A 17301-nucleotide genomic window follows, 5' to 3' on the forward strand; every position below is an offset into this window, starting at 1 on the left:
TTTCTAATTGGATTATCATCAACGAGTGCCCACACAGATTGATAGGTTTATATTGTTAAAGAGCTTTTCTTTAAGAACTCAGCGTTAGCGCTTTCTCTCAAAGTGGACGTGCATTTTAGCGATTCAGACTTCAGTGTCAAACACTTTTTTGAAGTTTTTCTTAAAATCTTTTTTGAAGAAGTTAAGTGGCTAAATTGTCTTATTCATCCTACCGACTTATCGCTGAGGCCTTGTGGCGTCTGCCGTGTCAGTGGATGCGCATTATAGGGAGTTCAGATTTAAGCGCAAGCCCTTTTTCAAATAAAATTGGAAAAAAAGACCGTTCGTTGAATTAGTATGCAAAAGCATAAAAAAAGGGAACAAAACGCTCCCTTTTTGACCTTATTCTTCAGGCTTTATATAAAAGCATAAGCATCGGCATACATTCTTTCGGCTAGCGCTTGCTTATTTAAGGTAAACTGTTCACGCGCAGCGCCCGCCATTTCAAAGCGTCCAGCTATATAAATGTCATACTCAGCTAGCGAATCGAAATCTTGATCAACCGCTTGCAGCACATTACCTACTTTTCCTCGCCACTCAGTAGGTGCTTCTTCGATTACAGGTACAAACTGAACATTACGATTATTCGCCGCGATCTCTTCTAATTCTGGTTTAGCGTATAGCTGGCGTTCATCGCGCCCACCCCAGTATAAGTAGATAGGGTTCGTTTTGTTTTGAGCAATGCAATGATCGAGAATTGAGCGAACATAACTAAAGCCAGTGCCACCTGCGATAAGGAGGATCGGCCGCTCACTATCTTCTTGTACCCAAGCATCACCGTGTGGTGCGTCAATAGTGATCTCACTACCTTGCGCAAGCGCGTTTTTCATTGCTTCGACAACTTCATGAGCGTAAGCATTATGTTCTGCGGCACCAATATGCAGTTCTAGTTCACCTTCATGGCGACATGGGCTACTTGCGATAGAAAATGGTCTTCTGTCTTTCTCACCCATTACGACCATTAGATACTGACCAGCTTTAAAACTCACTGGCTTTTGTGGGTGCAATAAAATTTGGTAAGTATTGCAAGCCAAAGGCTGGATTGACTTTACTTTACATTGAATAGTCATGGTGTTCCTCTTACTTACTCTTCAAAAGTAAGTACTAATTTACTTTCTGCGAAGGCTTGGCAAGCAAATATCCATCCTTGGCGCTGCTCTTTCTCTGTGAGCATAGGTTCAAGGTGATAAGATACTGTTCCTTCTAGTTTACGACACAAACAGGCAGCGCATGCACCGACCTGGCATCGGTGAGGAAAGCGAATATTATTGTTGAGCGCCGCTTCCAACACCGTTTGTCCATCTTGTACTTCGAATTCTATATTATCTGGCAACAAGATGACTGAGTGATTCATAGAATACCCAACTTATCCCACATCGTATCGATTTTTGCCACAAGTTGAGGATCTTTCTTGATAGGTGTGCCCCATTCTCTGACCACTTCCTCACCTTCAACTTTGTTCGTTGCATCTAATACTAGTCGACTAGCGCTTTTTTTTGCGGCAATGACCTGCTTAGTATCTCGTGCAGGATCCATCCGAGTCGTTATCGCCCAGATAATGTCGTTCCAATCGTTAGCATTGACATCATCATCACAAACAACAATGAATTTGGGCTCACCACGTTCTACGAGGAACCGCTCAACTCTTTCAGCCAACTGCTGAGATTGCTCTGCGTGTTGTTTATTCATGGTCACTACAGCAAAACTGTTATGTTTAGCCGCAGGTGGCATGTAGATATCACAAACTTCTGGGTTCTGCTCGATAAAGGCAGTGATCTCTGCGTCACTCAATTGAGTGTGATGCTTCATTACTTGCTCTGAACCAACCAATTCAGAATCCCATTTCACCGTCGCATCTAAGCCCATTTTCGAGCCTAGGCCAACGACTGGAGAAGCAAAATCCAATGAATCAATTGGGGTATTCTCGATAAATAAGGTATCCCTTACCGGATCCATATGTTCGGTCATTGCTGCCACTACTTGATTCCAGTCACGCGCATTAACCTTTTCATCACACACGACCACAAACTTGGTGTACATGAATTGGCGTAAGAAAGACCATACCCCCATCATGACCCTTTTGGCATGACCTGGATATTGTTTCTTCATCGTTACTACCGCCATACGGTATGAACACCCTTCTGGTGGTAGGTAGAAGTCTTCTATTTCAGGAAACTGCTTTTGCAGAATCGGCACAAACACTTCATTGAGAGCCACGCCAAGTACTGCCGGCTCATCTGGTGGACGACCAGTGTATGTACTGTGATAGATAGGCTTTTTACGCATCGTAATATGAGTAATGGTGAAAACATGATGCTTTTCTTTTTCGTTATAATACCCGGTATGGTCACCATAAGGACCTTCATCGGCAAACTCATCAGGATCGATATAACCTTCCATTACGATTTCTGCACTGGCTGGCACTTCTAAATCGTTACTTACAGACTTAACAACTTCTGTTTTCTTGCCACGTAGCAAACCTGCAAATGCATACTCAGATAAGGTATCTGGGACGGGTGTAACGGCACCAAGAATGGTTGCCGGATCTGCACCAAATGCTACAGAGACAGGGAAAGGTTTTCCCGGGTGAGTTTCCATCCAATCACGTAAATCTAATGCCCCACCACGATGAGCAAGCCAGCGCATGATGATTTTGTTCTTGGCGATTTTTTGTTGACGGTAAATACCGAGGTTCTGCCTCTTTTTCTTAGGACCTTTAGTAACAGTAAGCCCCCAAGTCAATAACGGTGCTACATCACCTTGCCAGCAACTCATCACGGGAATGTTGTCTAAATCGACCTCTTCACCTTGCCAGACAATTTCTTGACAAGGTGCTTTGCGTAGACGCTTAGCAGGCATATTCAATACTTGTTTAAAGACTGGCAGTTTATCTAGTGCGTCTTTAAAACCTTTTGGTGGTTCTGGCTCTTTTAGATAAGCCAGCAGTTTGCCCACTTCACGCAGCTCTTTGACGTTTTGCCGTCCCATGCCTATTGCTACACGTTCAGGTGTACCAAAAAGGTTGGTTAGCACTGGCATGTCATACCCAATTGGGTTTTCAAATAGTAGAGCTGGTCCACCAGCCCTTAGGGTACGGTCGCTGATTTCCGTCATTTCATAGTCGGGGTCAACCGGATGAGAGATGCGTTTCAGCTTCCCTTCTTTTTCTAGGTGAGCGACAAAGTCGCGTAAATCCTTAAAACTCATAGACCTAATTATGGGCTGGTTAATCTGCAGGCAGTATAACAAAAAGAGGAATCATTCGATCCCTCTTTTTCGTGTGGTTATATGTCATCATTTTACTGGCCAATTACGCTTAAAATGGCGCGGCTATTTACAGTTTTATTGCTACGTGCTAGTTCCTCTAACCACGAAGAGTAACCTTGGCGTGCAAGCTCTCCAGCAATAAACCTAGCATCATCTGATGCCGCCATACGAGTGATAAGAAATTCTTTCACTTCATTCGACATCGGTCTGACTTTCGTCAGTTCGGTAATCGCTCGTTCTTTTAAACTCGGATTATTCGAAGCTTGCATCACTTGCACTAAAGAGAAGTTGTCAGCCACTTTCGCGAGACGCACAAGTTCTGACTCACTATTAAAGTCCGCTTTCATAAGCCAAAGCAGTTTGTATACGTCAGGGTTTTCACTCACTTGCGCCAATCTAACCATCACCTGAGATGAAGGCAACCAACTGACTACAGCTGCTTTGGTAAGTTGCTCAGCTAGTGTATTAACTGCTTCTGGAGAAAGGCTATCAAGTTCACGGATCAGTAACACTTCACGCGTTTGCACCTGATAGTCACTGCCCGTGAGCCAATCTTTTAGAACTAACTCACCACGCTCAGCATCGAGCACAAACGCCAAGGTCGACTGATCTTGCCGCCATTGTTTGAGCAAGCGACTGGCGATAGCCGGGTAATTAAAAGCCGGAACAGTAAACTCGTAGCCATCCCCTCTTTCTAACACTTGATATGTTGGTACCATCGACTGTTGCTGCTCAATAAACAGAGCCATTTTAGGTGTCAGAATTAAGTTTTGATCTTCGATCTTCTTGAGCAGTAAATAACGAGAGACTTCTTGTACGGGAAGTGCGAACCTTTGTAACGCAAAATTAAGACCATCAGTATCGTCTTCAACAACATACTGAAGTAGTTCAGAGACTTTATCGTGAACTTGAGATTCTTGTAACCATTGCTCAACACGCTGAGGTTCCATCTCAGTTGTAGCGGCGGCAGGTACTCCGGTAAGAAGTGCAATAGACAGGAGGAGTACCGACGACAACATTCCTTGTTGCATGTTAACCTCCTTGTAACATATTGCACCATTGTGCGCGCTATCAATTGATAATGCAAACAAAAACGCCACCTAAAAAGGTGGCGTTTTATCAAATATTCGAATGACTATTGGCGACGCATCGCATCGAAGAACTCATCGTTAGTCTTAGTCATTGCTAGCTTGTCGATCAGAAACTCCATCGCGTCGATCTCACCCATTGGATGAACAATCTTACGTAGAATCCACATCTTCTGTAGCTCTTCGTTCTTAGTCAGTAGCTCTTCACGACGAGTACCAGAGCGATTGAAGTCGATGGCTGGGAAGACACGCTTCTCAGCAATCTTACGGTTCAGGTGAATTTCCATGTTACCTGTACCTTTAAACTCTTCGTAAATAACTTCATCCATCTTAGAACCAGTATCTACTAGCGCTGTCGCAAGAATGGTTAAGCTGCCACCCTCTTCTACGTTACGTGCCGCACCGAAGAAACGTTTTGGACGATGTAGTGCATTGGCATCTACACCACCTGTCAAAACTTTACCTGATGATGGAACAACTGTGTTGTAAGCACGAGCAAGACGAGTGATAGAGTCAAGTAGGATAACCACGTCTTTCTTGTGTTCAACAAGACGCTTAGCTTTCTCGATCACCATCTCAGCAACTTGTACGTGACGAGAAGCTGGCTCATCAAATGTAGATGCAACCACTTCACCTTTCACTAGGCGTTGCATTTCGGTAACTTCTTCTGGACGTTCATCAATAAGAAGTACCATTAGCTCACACTCTGGGTGCTTGTAAGCAATACTCTGTGCAATATTTTGCAGCAGCATTGTTTTACCGGCTTTAGGCGGAGCAACAATCAGGCCACGCTGGCCTTTACCAATTGGTGATGCCAAGTCTAAAACACGTGCTGTAATATCTTCTGTCGAACCGTTACCACGCTCCATCACCATACGCTCGTTTGCGTGTAGTGGCGTCAAGTTTTCAAATAAAATCTTGTTACGCGCGTTATCTGGTTTGTCATCGTTAACTGTATTGACTTTTAATAGAGCAAAGTATCGCTCACCATCTTTTGGTGGACGAATCTTACCGGCAATTGAGTCACCTGTACGAAGGTTGAAACGGCGGATCTGACTTGGAGATACGTAGATGTCATCTGGGCCTGCCAAGTAAGAGCTGTCTGCACTGCGCAAGAAGCCAAAACCGTCTTGAAGTATTTCCAGAACCCCGTCGCCAAAAATGTCTTCGCCGCTTTTCGCGTGAGCTTTAAGGATAGCGAAGATGATGTCTTGTTTTCTTAGACGAGCTAGGTTTTCAAGGCCTAAGCTTTCACCAAGTTTTACAAGATCAGACACAGGTCTATTCTTCAGTTCTGTTAGATTCATGGTGGTGGATACTTTTTTAGTCAAAATAGGATCTGTTATTTAGTTAAGATGAATTTGGTCACAGGATCGACCAAGAAGAGAAACTTGTTTATTTAACGTGCGATAAATTAGCACTAAATACTAGCCTAGTCTAGATTTTGTTAGGCTTCAAAAACAAAACCGTGCATTTATTCAAATTGCACGGCTTGCTTATATACGACTTATAGATTGGCGTCTAAGAACTCTTTTAGTTGAGTCTTAGATAGTGCACCAACTTTAGTTGCTGCAACATTACCATCTTTAAATAGTAGTAACGTTGGAATACCGCGAATACCGAACTTAGGTGGAGTACCTGCGTTATGATCGATATTTAGTTTACCGATAGTGAGCTTGCCTTCGTACTCATCTGCAATTTCGTCCAGGATAGGAGCAATCATTTTACAAGGACCACACCATTCTGCCCAAAAATCCACTAGTACAGGGCCTGCAGCATTGATTACGTCGTTCTCAAAACCGTCATCAGTAAGCTGCAAAATCTTATCACTCATCTTCCACTCCAATGTGTTTTTTGAAACTGGTTGGATGATAACCAGTAAATAGATGCCCTATTGGAATGTATTTACTTTCGTATTGCAAGCTTTAGCTGATATTCTATAGCAATGAAAAAGACGCATATCACAGAGCAAAAGTTCGCCGATTTGGGATTACACCCTCAAATTACAGAAGGTTTGGACAACAAAGGGTTTGAATTTTGTACCCCTATCCAAGCTTTGGCGTTGCCGGTACTGCTCACCGGCCAAGACATCGCAGGCCAAGCCCAAACGGGTACAGGGAAGACACTCGCTTTCCTGACTGCTACTTTTAATCACTTACTGACGACTTCTGAACACGAAGGTCGTAAGCCAAATCAGCCACGTGCGATTATCATGGCGCCGACACGTGAACTGGCGATTCAGATTTACAACGATGCCGAGTCGTTAGTCGCTAGCACTGGCATTAAAGCCGCGCTTGCCTACGGTGGCGAGAGCTACGATAAGCAGCTTGCCAAGCTTGAAGGCGGTGTCGATGTTCTGATCGGCACCACTGGTCGTATTATCGACTTCTACAAGCAACGTGTGTTTAACCTTAACCACATTCAAGCAGTTGTACTTGATGAAGCGGATCGCATGTTCGATCTTGGCTTTATTAAAGACATTCGTTTCTTGTTCCGTCGTATGCCTGAACCAAAAGAACGCTTGAACATGCTGTTCTCGGCTACGCTTTCTTATCGCGTTCAAGAGCTGGCGTTTGAACACATGCACAACCCTGAGCATGTTGTTGTCGAGCCTGACGTAAAAACTGGGCACCGTATTCAAGAAGAGCTGTTCTACCCTTCAAACGAACATAAGATGGGGCTACTACAAACTCTCATTGAAGAAGAGTGGCCAGAAAGAGCAATCATCTTTGCTAACACGAAACATAAATGTGAGTCTGTTTGGGGTCACCTAGCGGCTGACGGCCATCGTGTTGGTCTGTTGACTGGCGACGTACCGCAGAAGAAGCGCGAGCGTATCTTAGAGCAATTCACTAAAGGCGAAGTCGATTTATTAGTTGCAACAGACGTTGCTGCTCGTGGTCTTCACATTCCACAAGTGACGCATGTATTCAACTTTGACCTTCCTGATGACTGCGAAGACTATGTACACCGCATTGGTCGTACTGGTCGTGCGGGTGCAAGTGGTCACTCAATTAGCTTTGCTTGTGAAGATTACGCGATCAATCTTCCGCCAATTGAAGAGTACATCGAACACACAATCCCAGTCTCTGACTACGACCCAAGTGCCTTGATTGAAGATCTACCAGCACCAATCCGTATGCGTTCTAGCCGTCCGCAACAGCGTCGTACTAATACTGGTGGTTCTCGTTCAGGAAATCGTCGTAATAACAACCGCTCTCGCCAGCGTCAGCAAAAGGATTCTTAAGTCGCTTATGGGCCAAGCAGTTTCATCTCCGCTTTACGCAGCCATCGACCTCGGGTCGAACAGTTTTCATATGCTCGTTGTGCGTCACATTGATGGCAGCGTACAAACCATGGCTAAAATCAAACGCAAAGTTCGCCTTGCGGCAGGCTTAGACGAAAACAACGCTCTAAGTCTTGAAGCCATGCAACGCGGTTGGGACTGCTTAAGTCTATTTGCAGAACGACTTCAAGATATCCCAAAAGAGAATATCCGCATTGTTGGTACCGCGACTCTGCGCACAGCAACCAATGTGGATGTCTTTCTTGAAAAAGCCAATCAGATTCTTGGTCACAAAATTGAAGTAATTTGTGGTGAAGAAGAAGCGGCCACTATCTATAAAGGGGTCGCACATACCTCTGGTGGTAGTGGTCGGCGTTTGGTGGTTGATATTGGTGGAGCTAGCACCGAACTGATCATTGGCGAAGGTTTTGAAGCCAAAGCACTAACCAGTCTGAAAATGGGTTGTGTAACTTGGCTTGAGCGCCATTTTAAAGATCGCCAGTTGACGATCACCAACTTCAACCATGCCATACAAGCCGCCAAAGAAACTCTCCAACCAATCTTAGAGCAATACACAAAGATTGGTTGGGATGTGTGTGTCGGTGCATCTGGTACGGTGCAGGCACTACAAGAAATCATGCTGGCACAAGGTATGGATGAGGTTATTACCCACGCCAAACTGAAGCGCCTTCAGAAACAAGCGATGCTGGCTGATCACCTTGAAGAGCTAGAAATAGAAGGACTTACACTAGAACGTGCTTTAGTTTTCCCTAGTGGCCTGTCTATTCTCATCGCTATTTTTGAGCTACTTGAGATTGATTCGATGACGTTGGCAGGCGGCGCATTGCGCGAAGGCTTAGTGTATGAAATGGTCGATGAACTAAAGCAAGACGATATTCGCGCCCGCACTATCTGTAGCGTTCAAAGCCGCTACCAAATGGATGTCACTTACGGACAACAAGTTGCAGCTATGGCGGCCAAGTTACTGGCTGAGTGCCAATCAGATTGGATTGCTGAATCCCACGGTAGAGTACTGCTTGAAACGGCAGCCAAACTGCATGAAATTGGTTTGACTATCGATTTCAAAAAGGGTGGCGAACATAGTGCCTACCTATTGCAAAACCTTGACTTGCCTGGCTATACACGCGCGCAAAAGCACTTGTTAGGTGAACTGACTCGTCGCTATCGCGAACAACTGACTTCACTTCCAGAGCAGCACGCACTTTCAAGCACCAGTGCTAAACGAGTTTTACGCCTACTGCGCTTGGCTGTGCTGCTGACTCACCGACGTAATCCAGAGCTTGAACCTAACATTACGGTAAGCTCTAGCGACGACAAGCTAACCCTAACACTTAAAGCGCAGTGGCTTAAAAACAACCCTTTGACTGCTGCAGAACTTGAAATTGAAGCGAACCGCCAAAGTGATATTGGTTGGCCGCTCTCAATAATTGAGTATTGAGATTAGACAAAAACGAAAAAGCCCGAAGGATCGTCCCCTCGGGCTTTTTATTTTGCTTTAGAGTCAGTTAGCGCCAGCGACTTTGAAGTCTGGATTCACTGCTGTGAGCTTTTTCACTAAGTAGTTAAGTAACACACCATACATAGGCACAAACAAGCCTAAGCTAATCACCAATTTAAAGCCATAGTCGACTAATGCAATTTCCGTCCAATGCTCAGCCATAAACGGATCTGGGCTTTGGTAGAAAGCAATAGCGAAGAAAGCGATAGTATCTAGTGCATTACCAAATAGTGTCGAACACGTCGGTGCAACCCACCACTGCTTTAACTGGCGCAGTCGGTTAAATACTTGCACATCCAAAATCTGACCAAGTAAATAAGCCATAAAACTAGCGATAGCAATACGTGCAACAAACAGATTAAACTCACCTAACTGACTGAAACCTTGGAATGCGCCTTCGTAGAATAAGACGGATAGTCCATAAGAGACCGCTAATGCAGGCAACATCACTAAGAAAATAATGCGACGCGCCAATTGAGCACCAAAGATACGTACGGTCAGGTCAGTAGCCAAAAAGATAAAAGGAAACGTAAATGCGCCCCACGTAGTGTGGAAACCAAAGACGGTAAAAGGAAGCTGAACCAAGTAATTGCTCGAGGCAATAATGATCAGGTGGAACAGAACTAATAGAAAAAGGGCTTTGCGCTGCTGCGCAGGGGTAAAGTTACTCATGCGATACCTTTTTAGTTTGGTTTGGGGGTGAGGGAACCCAAATCGAATCACTTCCAGCCAAGGAAGGACACTTACCAACAATGTTAAATGAAATTAGGGTCGATATTTTATAACAAATATCGCGGCGGGCGATTATACATTAACCAACTTCACCTGCAATAGGTGAAATTGAAGCAATCGTTAGCGTCATGTTCTACTTAGAAACCTCGTTGAAAAAGAGAAGCGAGGAAGTCGAGCTCTTCTTTTGAATCATCAATCGCCAGCGCTTCAAACCAGATACACTCACTGTAATGTTCTGATTTAAGAAATAGTTGGCAGCCTTCAAAGTCAATCAACCAAGAATGAATATCTGCATCCCACTGCTTTTCAACCACCGAAGCAGACAGCAGCTTAATAAGTTTTTCTGCAAGCTGGGGAAAGCTATCAAAATCAAACCGCGGAGCACGAATGATGATGCGCCCCTCTTCTACCTGATAATCAAGCAGACCAAATTCCGTTTGTGGTGTGACATCAGCCATGATTTGTTAAGTGCTCCTGAATAAGATCTAAGAATGGGTCGGCGTATTTTTCTAACTTGCGCTGCCCCACTCCGTTTACGGCAAGCATTTCACCGTAAGAGGTCGGCAGTATTTCTGCCATATCAATTAATGTCGCGTCACTGAACACTACGTATGGTGGTAGGCCATCTTCATCAGCAATGGCTTTGCGAAGCTTACGCAACTTAGCAAATAGCTTCTTATCATAGTTTTTACTCGAAAGCTTATCAGATTTAGCTGCACGAGCCGCGGTATCAAGACGTGGCACAGCGAGTTCCAAAGACATATCACCACGCAATAGTGGCCTTGCTTCTTCGGTTAACTGCAAGGTGGAGTTGCGAGTGATATTTTGGAACAACAAACCTTTATGGATTAACTGACGAAACACACTCACCCAATAGTCGTGGCTGTTTTCACGCCCGAGTCCATAGGTCGACAGCTTGTCATGACCGTTTTCACGAATGCGGATGTTTTGCATGCCACGCAGAACTTCAACTACGTAGCCCATACCAAAGCTTTGATTGACGCGATAAACACAAGAAAGTGCCTTTTGCGCTTGCTCCGTGGCATCAAAATGTTTAGGTGGATCTAGACAGATATCGCAATTACCACAAGGCTTCTCGCGGTACTCGCCAAAATAGTTAAGTAGAACTTGGCGACGGCAGGTTTGTGCTTCGGCAAAAGCACTCATCGCGTTGAGCTTATGTGCTTCAACCTGCTTTTGCGGGCCGTCGTCTTTTTCATCTAGCATGCGCCGCAACCAGCTAATATCCGCAGGGTCATACAACATCATCGCCTCTGCAGGCAAGCCATCTCGACCTGCACGACCTGTCTCTTGGTAATAAGATTCGATGTTGCGTGGGATATCAAAATGCACCACAAAACGGACATTGGGTTTATTGATTCCCATGCCAAACGCCACTGTCGCAACAACAATCTGGATATCATCACGTTGAAACGCTTCTTGGACATAAGCACGCTCATCCGCATCAAGTCCGGCATGATAACTGGCAGCACGAAGCCCGTTGTTGCACAGCTTCTCAGTCACCATCTCCACTTTCTTACGGCTACCGCAATAGATAATGCCGCAACTGCCACGTTGCCCTTCAAGAAAGCGTACCACTTGTGAAATAGGTTTGTGCTTTTCCACTAAGGTGTAACGAATGTTTGGACGATCAAAACTACCAAGATAGGTATGCGGCTCATCCAATTGTAGGCGCTGCATTATGTCTTTACGCGTTGCATCATCTGCGGTTGCGGTCAGTGCCATAACAGGAACGAGCGGAAAGTGCTGCTTAAGTTGTCCTAATGACGCATATTCTGGTCTGAAATCATGCCCCCACTGTGAGATACAATGCGCTTCATCAACCGCAATCATAGACAGGGAAACATTTTCCAAACGCTCGATAAAATCGCGCATCAATACTCGTTCTGGAGAGACATAAACCAGTTTTAAAGCGCCGGAATGCATGCGGTTATACACCGAGATCAGATCTTCACGTGGCATTGTAGAGTTAATGCATTCAGCCGCCACCCCATTAGCCTTAAGCTGGTCTACCTGATCCTTCATCAAAGAAATCAGTGGTGAAATGACTAGGGTTAGGCCCTCTTTTGCTAACGCAGGGATTTGATAGCATAAAGATTTACCACCACCGGTTGGCATAATGACCAAACTGTCTTGTCCAGCGACGGCTGATTCGATCACTTCTTGCTGACCATCACGAAAGCTTTGATAACCAAAAACATCTTCGAGGATGGTTTGTGGCGTCGGCAAATCGGCTGAAGGTTGCTGGGCTAAAAGTATCGAGGTCATGAACTATCTCAGTAGAGTTGCAGGGCAGAAGCGCATCAAGCGCATCAAGCGCAAGGGGCACATTGTAGTGGGGTTTAACGGTGAATAAAACCGCAAATTGTTAGGTGAATCGGATTATGCTCCTTATACTGCTTGTTTCAATTTGTAAAAATTATGATCGAGTAAAGCTAAATGACTGCAGAAGAACAACAGCGAGCAAAACAGGGGGTCTTTCTTGCCATTGGGGCATACACCATGTGGGGTATCGCACCTATCTACTTCAAAGCTTTGGCCGAAGTCTCCCCGCTCGAGATTCTAAGCCACCGAGTGGTGTGGTCTTTCTTCTTACTCGCTGCCCTTCTTCACTTTGGTCGTCGTTGGCGTAATGTGCGCGACGTGATCAAGTCGAAGCAAAAGCTGCTTTATTTAGTCACCACTGCAGTTTTGGTCGGTGCCAACTGGTTAATTTTTATCTGGGCGGTCAATTCTGACCATATGCTTGATGCCAGCCTTGGTTATTACATTAACCCCTTGATCAATGTATTACTTGGAATGCTATTTCTGGGTGAGAGACTGCGTAAATTGCAATGGTTTGCCGTTACCCTTGCTGCTTGTGGTGTTTTTGTCCAACTGTTTGTGTTTGGCTCTATCCCAGTCGTTGCCATCGCCTTGGCTCTCAGCTTTGGCTTTTATGGCCTATTGCGCAAAAAAGTCAGCCTTGAAGCACAAACAGGCTTGTTTATAGAAACCTTAGTCTTGCTGCCTGCCGCAGCTATTTACTTACTGTGGATTGCAGATACACCAACTTCGCACTTCACTCAAAACCCGCTCAACCTGAATCTATTACTAATTTCAGCAGGCATCATCACTACCTTGCCACTACTTTGTTTTACCGGAGCTGCAACTCGGCTTAAGTTATCAACACTCGGTTTTTTCCAGTATATAGGCCCAAGCCTAATGTTTTTACTCGCAGTGCTTGTCTATGGTGAAGTGTTCACAATTGATAAGGCGATTACCTTTGCCTTTATTTGGGGTGCCTTAGTCGTATTTAGTGTTGACGGGCTAAGAAACAGTAGACAATCCAAAAAGCCTTAACAGGACACCGATCGCTTTTTACAAGACAAATAACTTAGCCCAATATATGCTTGATGAAATAGTCATCAAGCTTTTTTGTTTTTATGGATAAGGTCAATTACCACAGTACAGATAATAAAGAGATCAGCCTGATTGAAGCAAATTATCAGTCTTTTGCTTTCTCACGCCACTATCATCTTGATTTCCATATTGGTCTTATTACGGGTGGGCAACAAAAGTTCCACTATCAAGGAGCAAGTCATCATGTTGGTGAGGGGCAAATAGTTATCATGCCTCCCGATGAATTACATGATGGCAAATCCACACTAGCGTCCGGCTATCAAACCCGTGTGTTTGCACTTAACCCAAATTGGCTTGGCGAGCTGGCTCAACTCAAACAACCTAGTGACCTGATTCATTTCAAACACCTCATTATTTCAGATTCACAGGTATTCCAGTCTCTTAGTCAATTACACCAGTTGCTCACCAATAATAACGTCAGCCAGTTGACCAAAGACTGCTTACCCTACGAAGGGTTTGAGCGCTTGTTTAGCCATTATGGTAGTTTAGAGCAAAAATGCGCCGTCCCTCTCGGTAACCAGTCTATCGCGACCTTAAAAGAGTACCTGCTAGACAACCTTGACCAACCTGTACGCTTAGAGCAACTCTCTCAACTATGTGAATTGAGCCCAACTCAGTTTCAACGCCACTTTAAAGCCAAAGTAGGCTTAACGCCTTATGCATGGTTAAGCCGACTGCGTATGGAGCAAGGTATGAAGCTACTTAAGTCCGGAGTCAGTGGCACTGAAGTCGCCCACCAAATCGGTTTTTATGACCAGGCTCACTTTAGTAAAGCGTTTAAATCGACCTATGGTGTTAATCCATCAAACATTAGTTAGCTCGTTTTCAGCAAGTGTCAGTTTTTTACAATCGCTTACCGATAATCCCTGCCACACTAGCGTCATCTTCCATTTATAAAGCTACCTGATGAACGAACTGACTATCTTAACTACATTGGCCGTGGTTCACTTTGTTGCTCTGATGAGCCCAGGGCCTGATTTTGCCTTGGTGGTGCAAAATGCCACACGCTACGGGCGTCAAACTGGGCTTTATATTGCTTTGGGCCTCTCTTGTGGCATCTTGCTGCATGCCATTCTTAGCTTAACTGGTATTAGCTACTTGGTGCATCAACAGCCTACTTTGTTTGCTTTGCTGCAATTAGCAGGTGCGAGCTACCTACTCTATCTGGGTTATGGAGCCCTCAAGGCAAGCTGGTCTAGCATCCGTGAAACTAAAGCCAATCAAACTAGCCCAGAGCAGCCAAGCCTATTACTCAGCAATAAGCGTGAGGCGTTTTCACAAGGCTTTGCAACCAATATCCTGAACCCCAAAGCTCTGGTGTTTTTTATCAGCCTAATGTCGAGCTTAGTACCAGCGAGCATGTCTGTAACTGGGAAGGGAATGGCATTGATGATCTTATGGGGAATTTCGTTACTGTGGTTTTCATTTCTTGCTTGGGCTCTGTCCACCCAACGCATGCAGCGCAAGATTAAAGCCATGGCCCGCTACGTTGATGGATTATGTGGCTTTTTATTTGCCGTGATTGGTCTTGGTATTCTTTGGCAATCTATTAGTGCGATTCTCGCCTTGTGGTAATCGTTCGGTGTCTAAAATTTGATTCAAGATTACAAATTGATAACAAATCCTTAGACCTCAAGCTATTCCACTGTCACTCTTGGTCTGCATAAATAAAAAGGAGAACAAGATGCAGTGGAAACTCAAATTTCTAACTACCTGTTTGCTTGCAACATCAGCGACGGCCTGGGCCAACCAAGCGGCTGATTCTGTAGCACCTGAGCACAGTAGCGGCTTAGAACAAAAGCAACTCGTTACTGCGAAAGAGTGGATGGTGACGGCGGCGAATCCAATCGCAACCCAAGCGGGCGCTGATATTCTTGCCAAAGGGGGTAACGCGATTGATGCTATGGTCACCACCCAGCTAATGCTAGGTTTGGTTGAACCACAATCTTCAGGTATTGGTGGTGGCGCGTTCCTTGTCTATTGGGACGCTAAAAATCAGCAACTTACGACGTATGATGGGCGAGAAACAGCGCCACTCGATGCGACACCTCGTCTATTCCAAGACGACAATGGCGAACCACTGAAGTTTTACGACGCTGTAGTAGGCGGGCGCTCAGTTGGTACGCCGGGTACCGTCAAGTTGATGTGGGGTACTCACCAAAAATACGGCAAACTTGCTTGGGCAGATCTTATCCAACCTGTTGTCGACGTTGCCAAACAAGGCTTTGAGATCAGTCCACGCCTAGCGACACTGATCGAGAAAGATGCCGAGCGTCTAAGCCGCTTTGCCACCACCAAAGCCTACTTCTTCAATTCTGATGGCTCACCTAAAACGGCGGGTACCTTACTTAAAAACCCAGAGTATGCAGCAACACTCACTGCGATTGCTAAAGGTGGCGCGCAAGCTTTCTATCAAGGTGAAATCGCTGAAGATATTATCGAAACGGTGCAGAATGCCGCAGGTAACCCAGGAGTGCTCGCCCAGAAAGACTTTGATGCGTACTCAATTAAGCAAAGAGAAGCGGTGTGCTCGGCTTACCAAAGTTTTGATGTCTGTGGTATGGCTCCACCAAGTTCAGGTGCACTCACCGTCGGCCAAATCCTATCTATCACCGAGAACTTCGATCTCAAGTCTTGGGGGCCGGACAATGCGAAGTCGTGGCAAGTAATTGCAGATGCATCTCGCTTAGCCTTTGCCGACCGCGGTATGTATATGGCTGATGAAGACTTTGTACCTATGCCAACTAAGGGCCTTCTCGATAAAGAATATCTTAAACAGCGCGCACAGCTTATCCAGCCGGGTAAAGCGCTAGAGTCTGTTAGCGCAGGTAATCCACCGTGGAGCTATGCACAACGTCAAAGCATGGATGAGTCGATCGAACTGCCTTCAACTAGTCACTTCAATGTGGTCGACAAGCAAGGCAACGTTGTTTCCATCACAACGACTATTGAGAATGCATTTGGCTCACGCTTGATGACCAATGGTTTCCTACTCAACAATGAGCTAACGGATTTCTCTTTCCGCACCCATAAAGAAGGTAAGCCTATTGCCAACCGTTTAGAGCCAGGTAAACGGCCACGCTCATCTATGGCACCAACCATCATCATGCAAGATGATAAACCATATATGGCCATTGGCTCACCGGGTGGTAGTCGTATCATCGGCTATGTAGCGCAAGCAATTATTGCCCACACTCAATGGGGAATGGATATTCAGCAAGCAACGAATCAACCGCACCTATTGAACCGTTTTGGCACTTTAGACGTAGAGCAAGGTACCAGCGCGGAACAATTCAAACCAGAACTAGAAAAAATGGGTTTTGAGGTTAATGTTCGCGACCTAAACTCAGGATTACACGCCATTTTACTGCAAGATAACCAATTGCAAGGCGCAGCCGATCCACGACGTGAAGGTACAGCAATCGGTAAATAGGGCAAATCGACTCACTTGCTTGTGCGAGATCTCTCACAGGCAAGTGAGTAAAAATAGCTTTTTGACTGAGAAAAATGTAATCAACAGACCATAAGCTGCTGTTTTTTAATGGTACGTATAAAACATAAGCGAATTTTTATGTAGAAAAACGTTTGCCTTATATTGCTGAAATTCATTAGACGCGTAATATGAATGGTGTCGGAAGGATACTGACACGGAACAGGAAACTACCACGGATTAGGTAATCTTCAGGAAGAAGATACGGTTGCTTAGGATGAGTAATCGGCACGGATAGCAAATTGGACATTGAACGGACGCAATAGTAACTAGGATGGTTGCTACTAAGGATGGGAAGTGGACACCTCTGGACGAGGAAAGGACTTATCATCAGGATGATGAAAAGGACACCGCTCAAGGAACAAGCGAAGTGAGCTAACGAGGATTGTTAGCAGACCAGGATAGGGTCAAGGACACCGCTAGGATGGCGATGAATGGACTAAGCTGAAGGACGTCA

Annotated in this window: 16 protein-coding genes; 6 read left to right on the forward strand and 10 right to left on the reverse strand. The window is 45.1% G+C overall.

Annotation, left to right across the window (positions count from 1 at the left end; translation table 11 throughout):
* Window positions 1–395: 395 nt before the first annotated feature.
* The 6 genes from fre to trxA form a co-directional block, all read right to left on the reverse strand.
* Entirely contained in the window at window positions 396–1109 is a 714-nt protein-coding gene (gene fre, locus APB76_RS03905) for an NAD(P)H-flavin reductase (protein ID WP_054963139.1), read from the reverse strand.
* Window positions 1110–1123: 14 nt separating this feature from the next.
* The gene (locus tag APB76_RS03910; RefSeq protein ID WP_054963140.1) at window positions 1124–1393 is read right to left on the reverse strand and encodes a 2Fe-2S iron-sulfur cluster-binding protein; all 270 of its coding nucleotides are present in this window, start codon (window positions 1391–1393) and stop codon (window positions 1124–1126) included.
* The gene (gene ubiD / locus APB76_RS03915; RefSeq protein ID WP_054963141.1) at window positions 1390–3246 is read right to left on the reverse strand and encodes a 4-hydroxy-3-polyprenylbenzoate decarboxylase; all 1857 of its coding nucleotides are present in this window, start codon (window positions 3244–3246) and stop codon (window positions 1390–1392) included. The genes APB76_RS03910 and ubiD overlap by 4 nt, the downstream gene beginning before the upstream one ends.
* Window positions 3247–3338: 92 nt before the next feature.
* Window positions 3339–4337 carry a hypothetical protein gene (locus APB76_RS03920; protein WP_054963142.1) on the reverse strand — a complete coding sequence of 333 codons (999 nt, stop codon included), beginning with the start codon at window positions 4335–4337 and terminating at the stop codon, window positions 3339–3341.
* 104 nt (window positions 4338–4441) lie between these two features.
* Window positions 4442–5701, reverse strand: a complete 1260-nt coding sequence (gene rho, locus APB76_RS03925) for a transcription termination factor Rho (RefSeq protein ID WP_049846410.1) — start codon at window positions 5699–5701, stop codon at window positions 4442–4444.
* Between the two features lie 200 nt (window positions 5702–5901).
* A complete protein-coding gene (gene trxA / locus APB76_RS03930) occupies window positions 5902–6228 on the reverse strand; it encodes a thioredoxin TrxA (RefSeq protein WP_004745500.1) in 327 nt (108 codons plus the stop codon).
* Window positions 6229–6339: 111 nt separating this feature from the next.
* Here trxA and rhlB point away from each other — a divergent pair, with 111 nt between their 5' ends.
* Together rhlB and gppA are read left to right on the forward strand one after the other, a co-directional pair.
* Window positions 6340–7641, forward strand: coding sequence for an ATP-dependent RNA helicase RhlB (rhlB, locus tag APB76_RS03935; protein ID WP_049846409.1), 1302 nt, complete (start codon window positions 6340–6342; stop codon window positions 7639–7641).
* 7 nt (window positions 7642–7648) lie between these two features.
* Window positions 7649–9139, forward strand: coding sequence for a guanosine-5'-triphosphate,3'-diphosphate diphosphatase (gene gppA / locus APB76_RS03940; RefSeq protein WP_054963143.1), 1491 nt, complete (start codon window positions 7649–7651; stop codon window positions 9137–9139).
* A gap of 63 nt (window positions 9140–9202) precedes the next feature.
* Here the strand turns inward: gppA and APB76_RS03945 are convergent, their stop codons facing one another.
* The 3 genes from APB76_RS03945 to recQ all read right to left on the reverse strand — a co-directional run bounded on the left by APB76_RS03945 (window position 9203) and on the right by recQ (window position 12220).
* Window positions 9203–9871, reverse strand: coding sequence for a 7-cyano-7-deazaguanine/7-aminomethyl-7-deazaguanine transporter (locus APB76_RS03945; RefSeq protein WP_049846407.1), 669 nt, complete (start codon window positions 9869–9871; stop codon window positions 9203–9205).
* A 197-nt stretch (window positions 9872–10068) separates the two neighbouring features.
* Complete coding sequence (locus tag APB76_RS03950) at window positions 10069–10389, reverse strand: DUF3630 family protein (protein WP_054963144.1); 321 nt, start codon at window positions 10387–10389, stop codon at window positions 10069–10071.
* On the reverse strand, window positions 10382–12220 hold the full coding sequence (recQ, locus tag APB76_RS03955) for an ATP-dependent DNA helicase RecQ (protein WP_054963145.1): 1839 nt from the start codon (window positions 12218–12220) through the stop codon (window positions 10382–10384). Before recQ ends, APB76_RS03950 begins: the two co-directional genes overlap by 8 nt.
* A 171-nt stretch (window positions 12221–12391) precedes the next feature.
* On the opposite strand from recQ, the gene rarD reads away from it, so the two are divergent.
* The 4 genes from rarD (at window position 12392) to ggt (ending at window position 16787) form a co-directional block, all read left to right on the forward strand.
* The gene (rarD, locus tag APB76_RS03960) at window positions 12392–13294 is read left to right on the forward strand and encodes an EamA family transporter RarD (RefSeq protein WP_049846404.1); all 903 of its coding nucleotides are present in this window, start codon (window positions 12392–12394) and stop codon (window positions 13292–13294) included.
* Window positions 13295–13377: 83 nt separating this feature from the next.
* Window positions 13378–14172 carry an AraC family transcriptional regulator gene (locus APB76_RS03965; protein WP_049846403.1) on the forward strand — a complete coding sequence of 265 codons (795 nt, stop codon included), beginning with the start codon at window positions 13378–13380 and terminating at the stop codon, window positions 14170–14172.
* 88 nt (window positions 14173–14260) lie between these two features.
* The gene (locus tag APB76_RS03970) at window positions 14261–14929 is read left to right on the forward strand and encodes a LysE family translocator (protein WP_049846402.1); all 669 of its coding nucleotides are present in this window, start codon (window positions 14261–14263) and stop codon (window positions 14927–14929) included.
* Between the two features lie 109 nt (window positions 14930–15038).
* A complete protein-coding gene (gene ggt / locus APB76_RS03975; protein ID WP_049846401.1) occupies window positions 15039–16787 on the forward strand; it encodes a gamma-glutamyltransferase in 1749 nt (582 codons plus the stop codon).
* Window positions 16788–16962: 175 nt separating this feature from the next.
* On the opposite strand, the gene APB76_RS23375 is transcribed toward ggt, so the two are convergent.
* Complete coding sequence (locus APB76_RS23375; protein WP_268808191.1) at window positions 16963–17094, reverse strand: hypothetical protein; 132 nt, start codon at window positions 17092–17094, stop codon at window positions 16963–16965.
* Between the last annotated feature and the right edge of the window lie 207 nt (window positions 17095–17301).

This window comes from Vibrio bivalvicida (assembly GCF_001399455.2).
In the GTDB taxonomy this organism is placed as follows: domain Bacteria; phylum Pseudomonadota; class Gammaproteobacteria; order Enterobacterales; family Vibrionaceae; genus Vibrio; species Vibrio bivalvicida.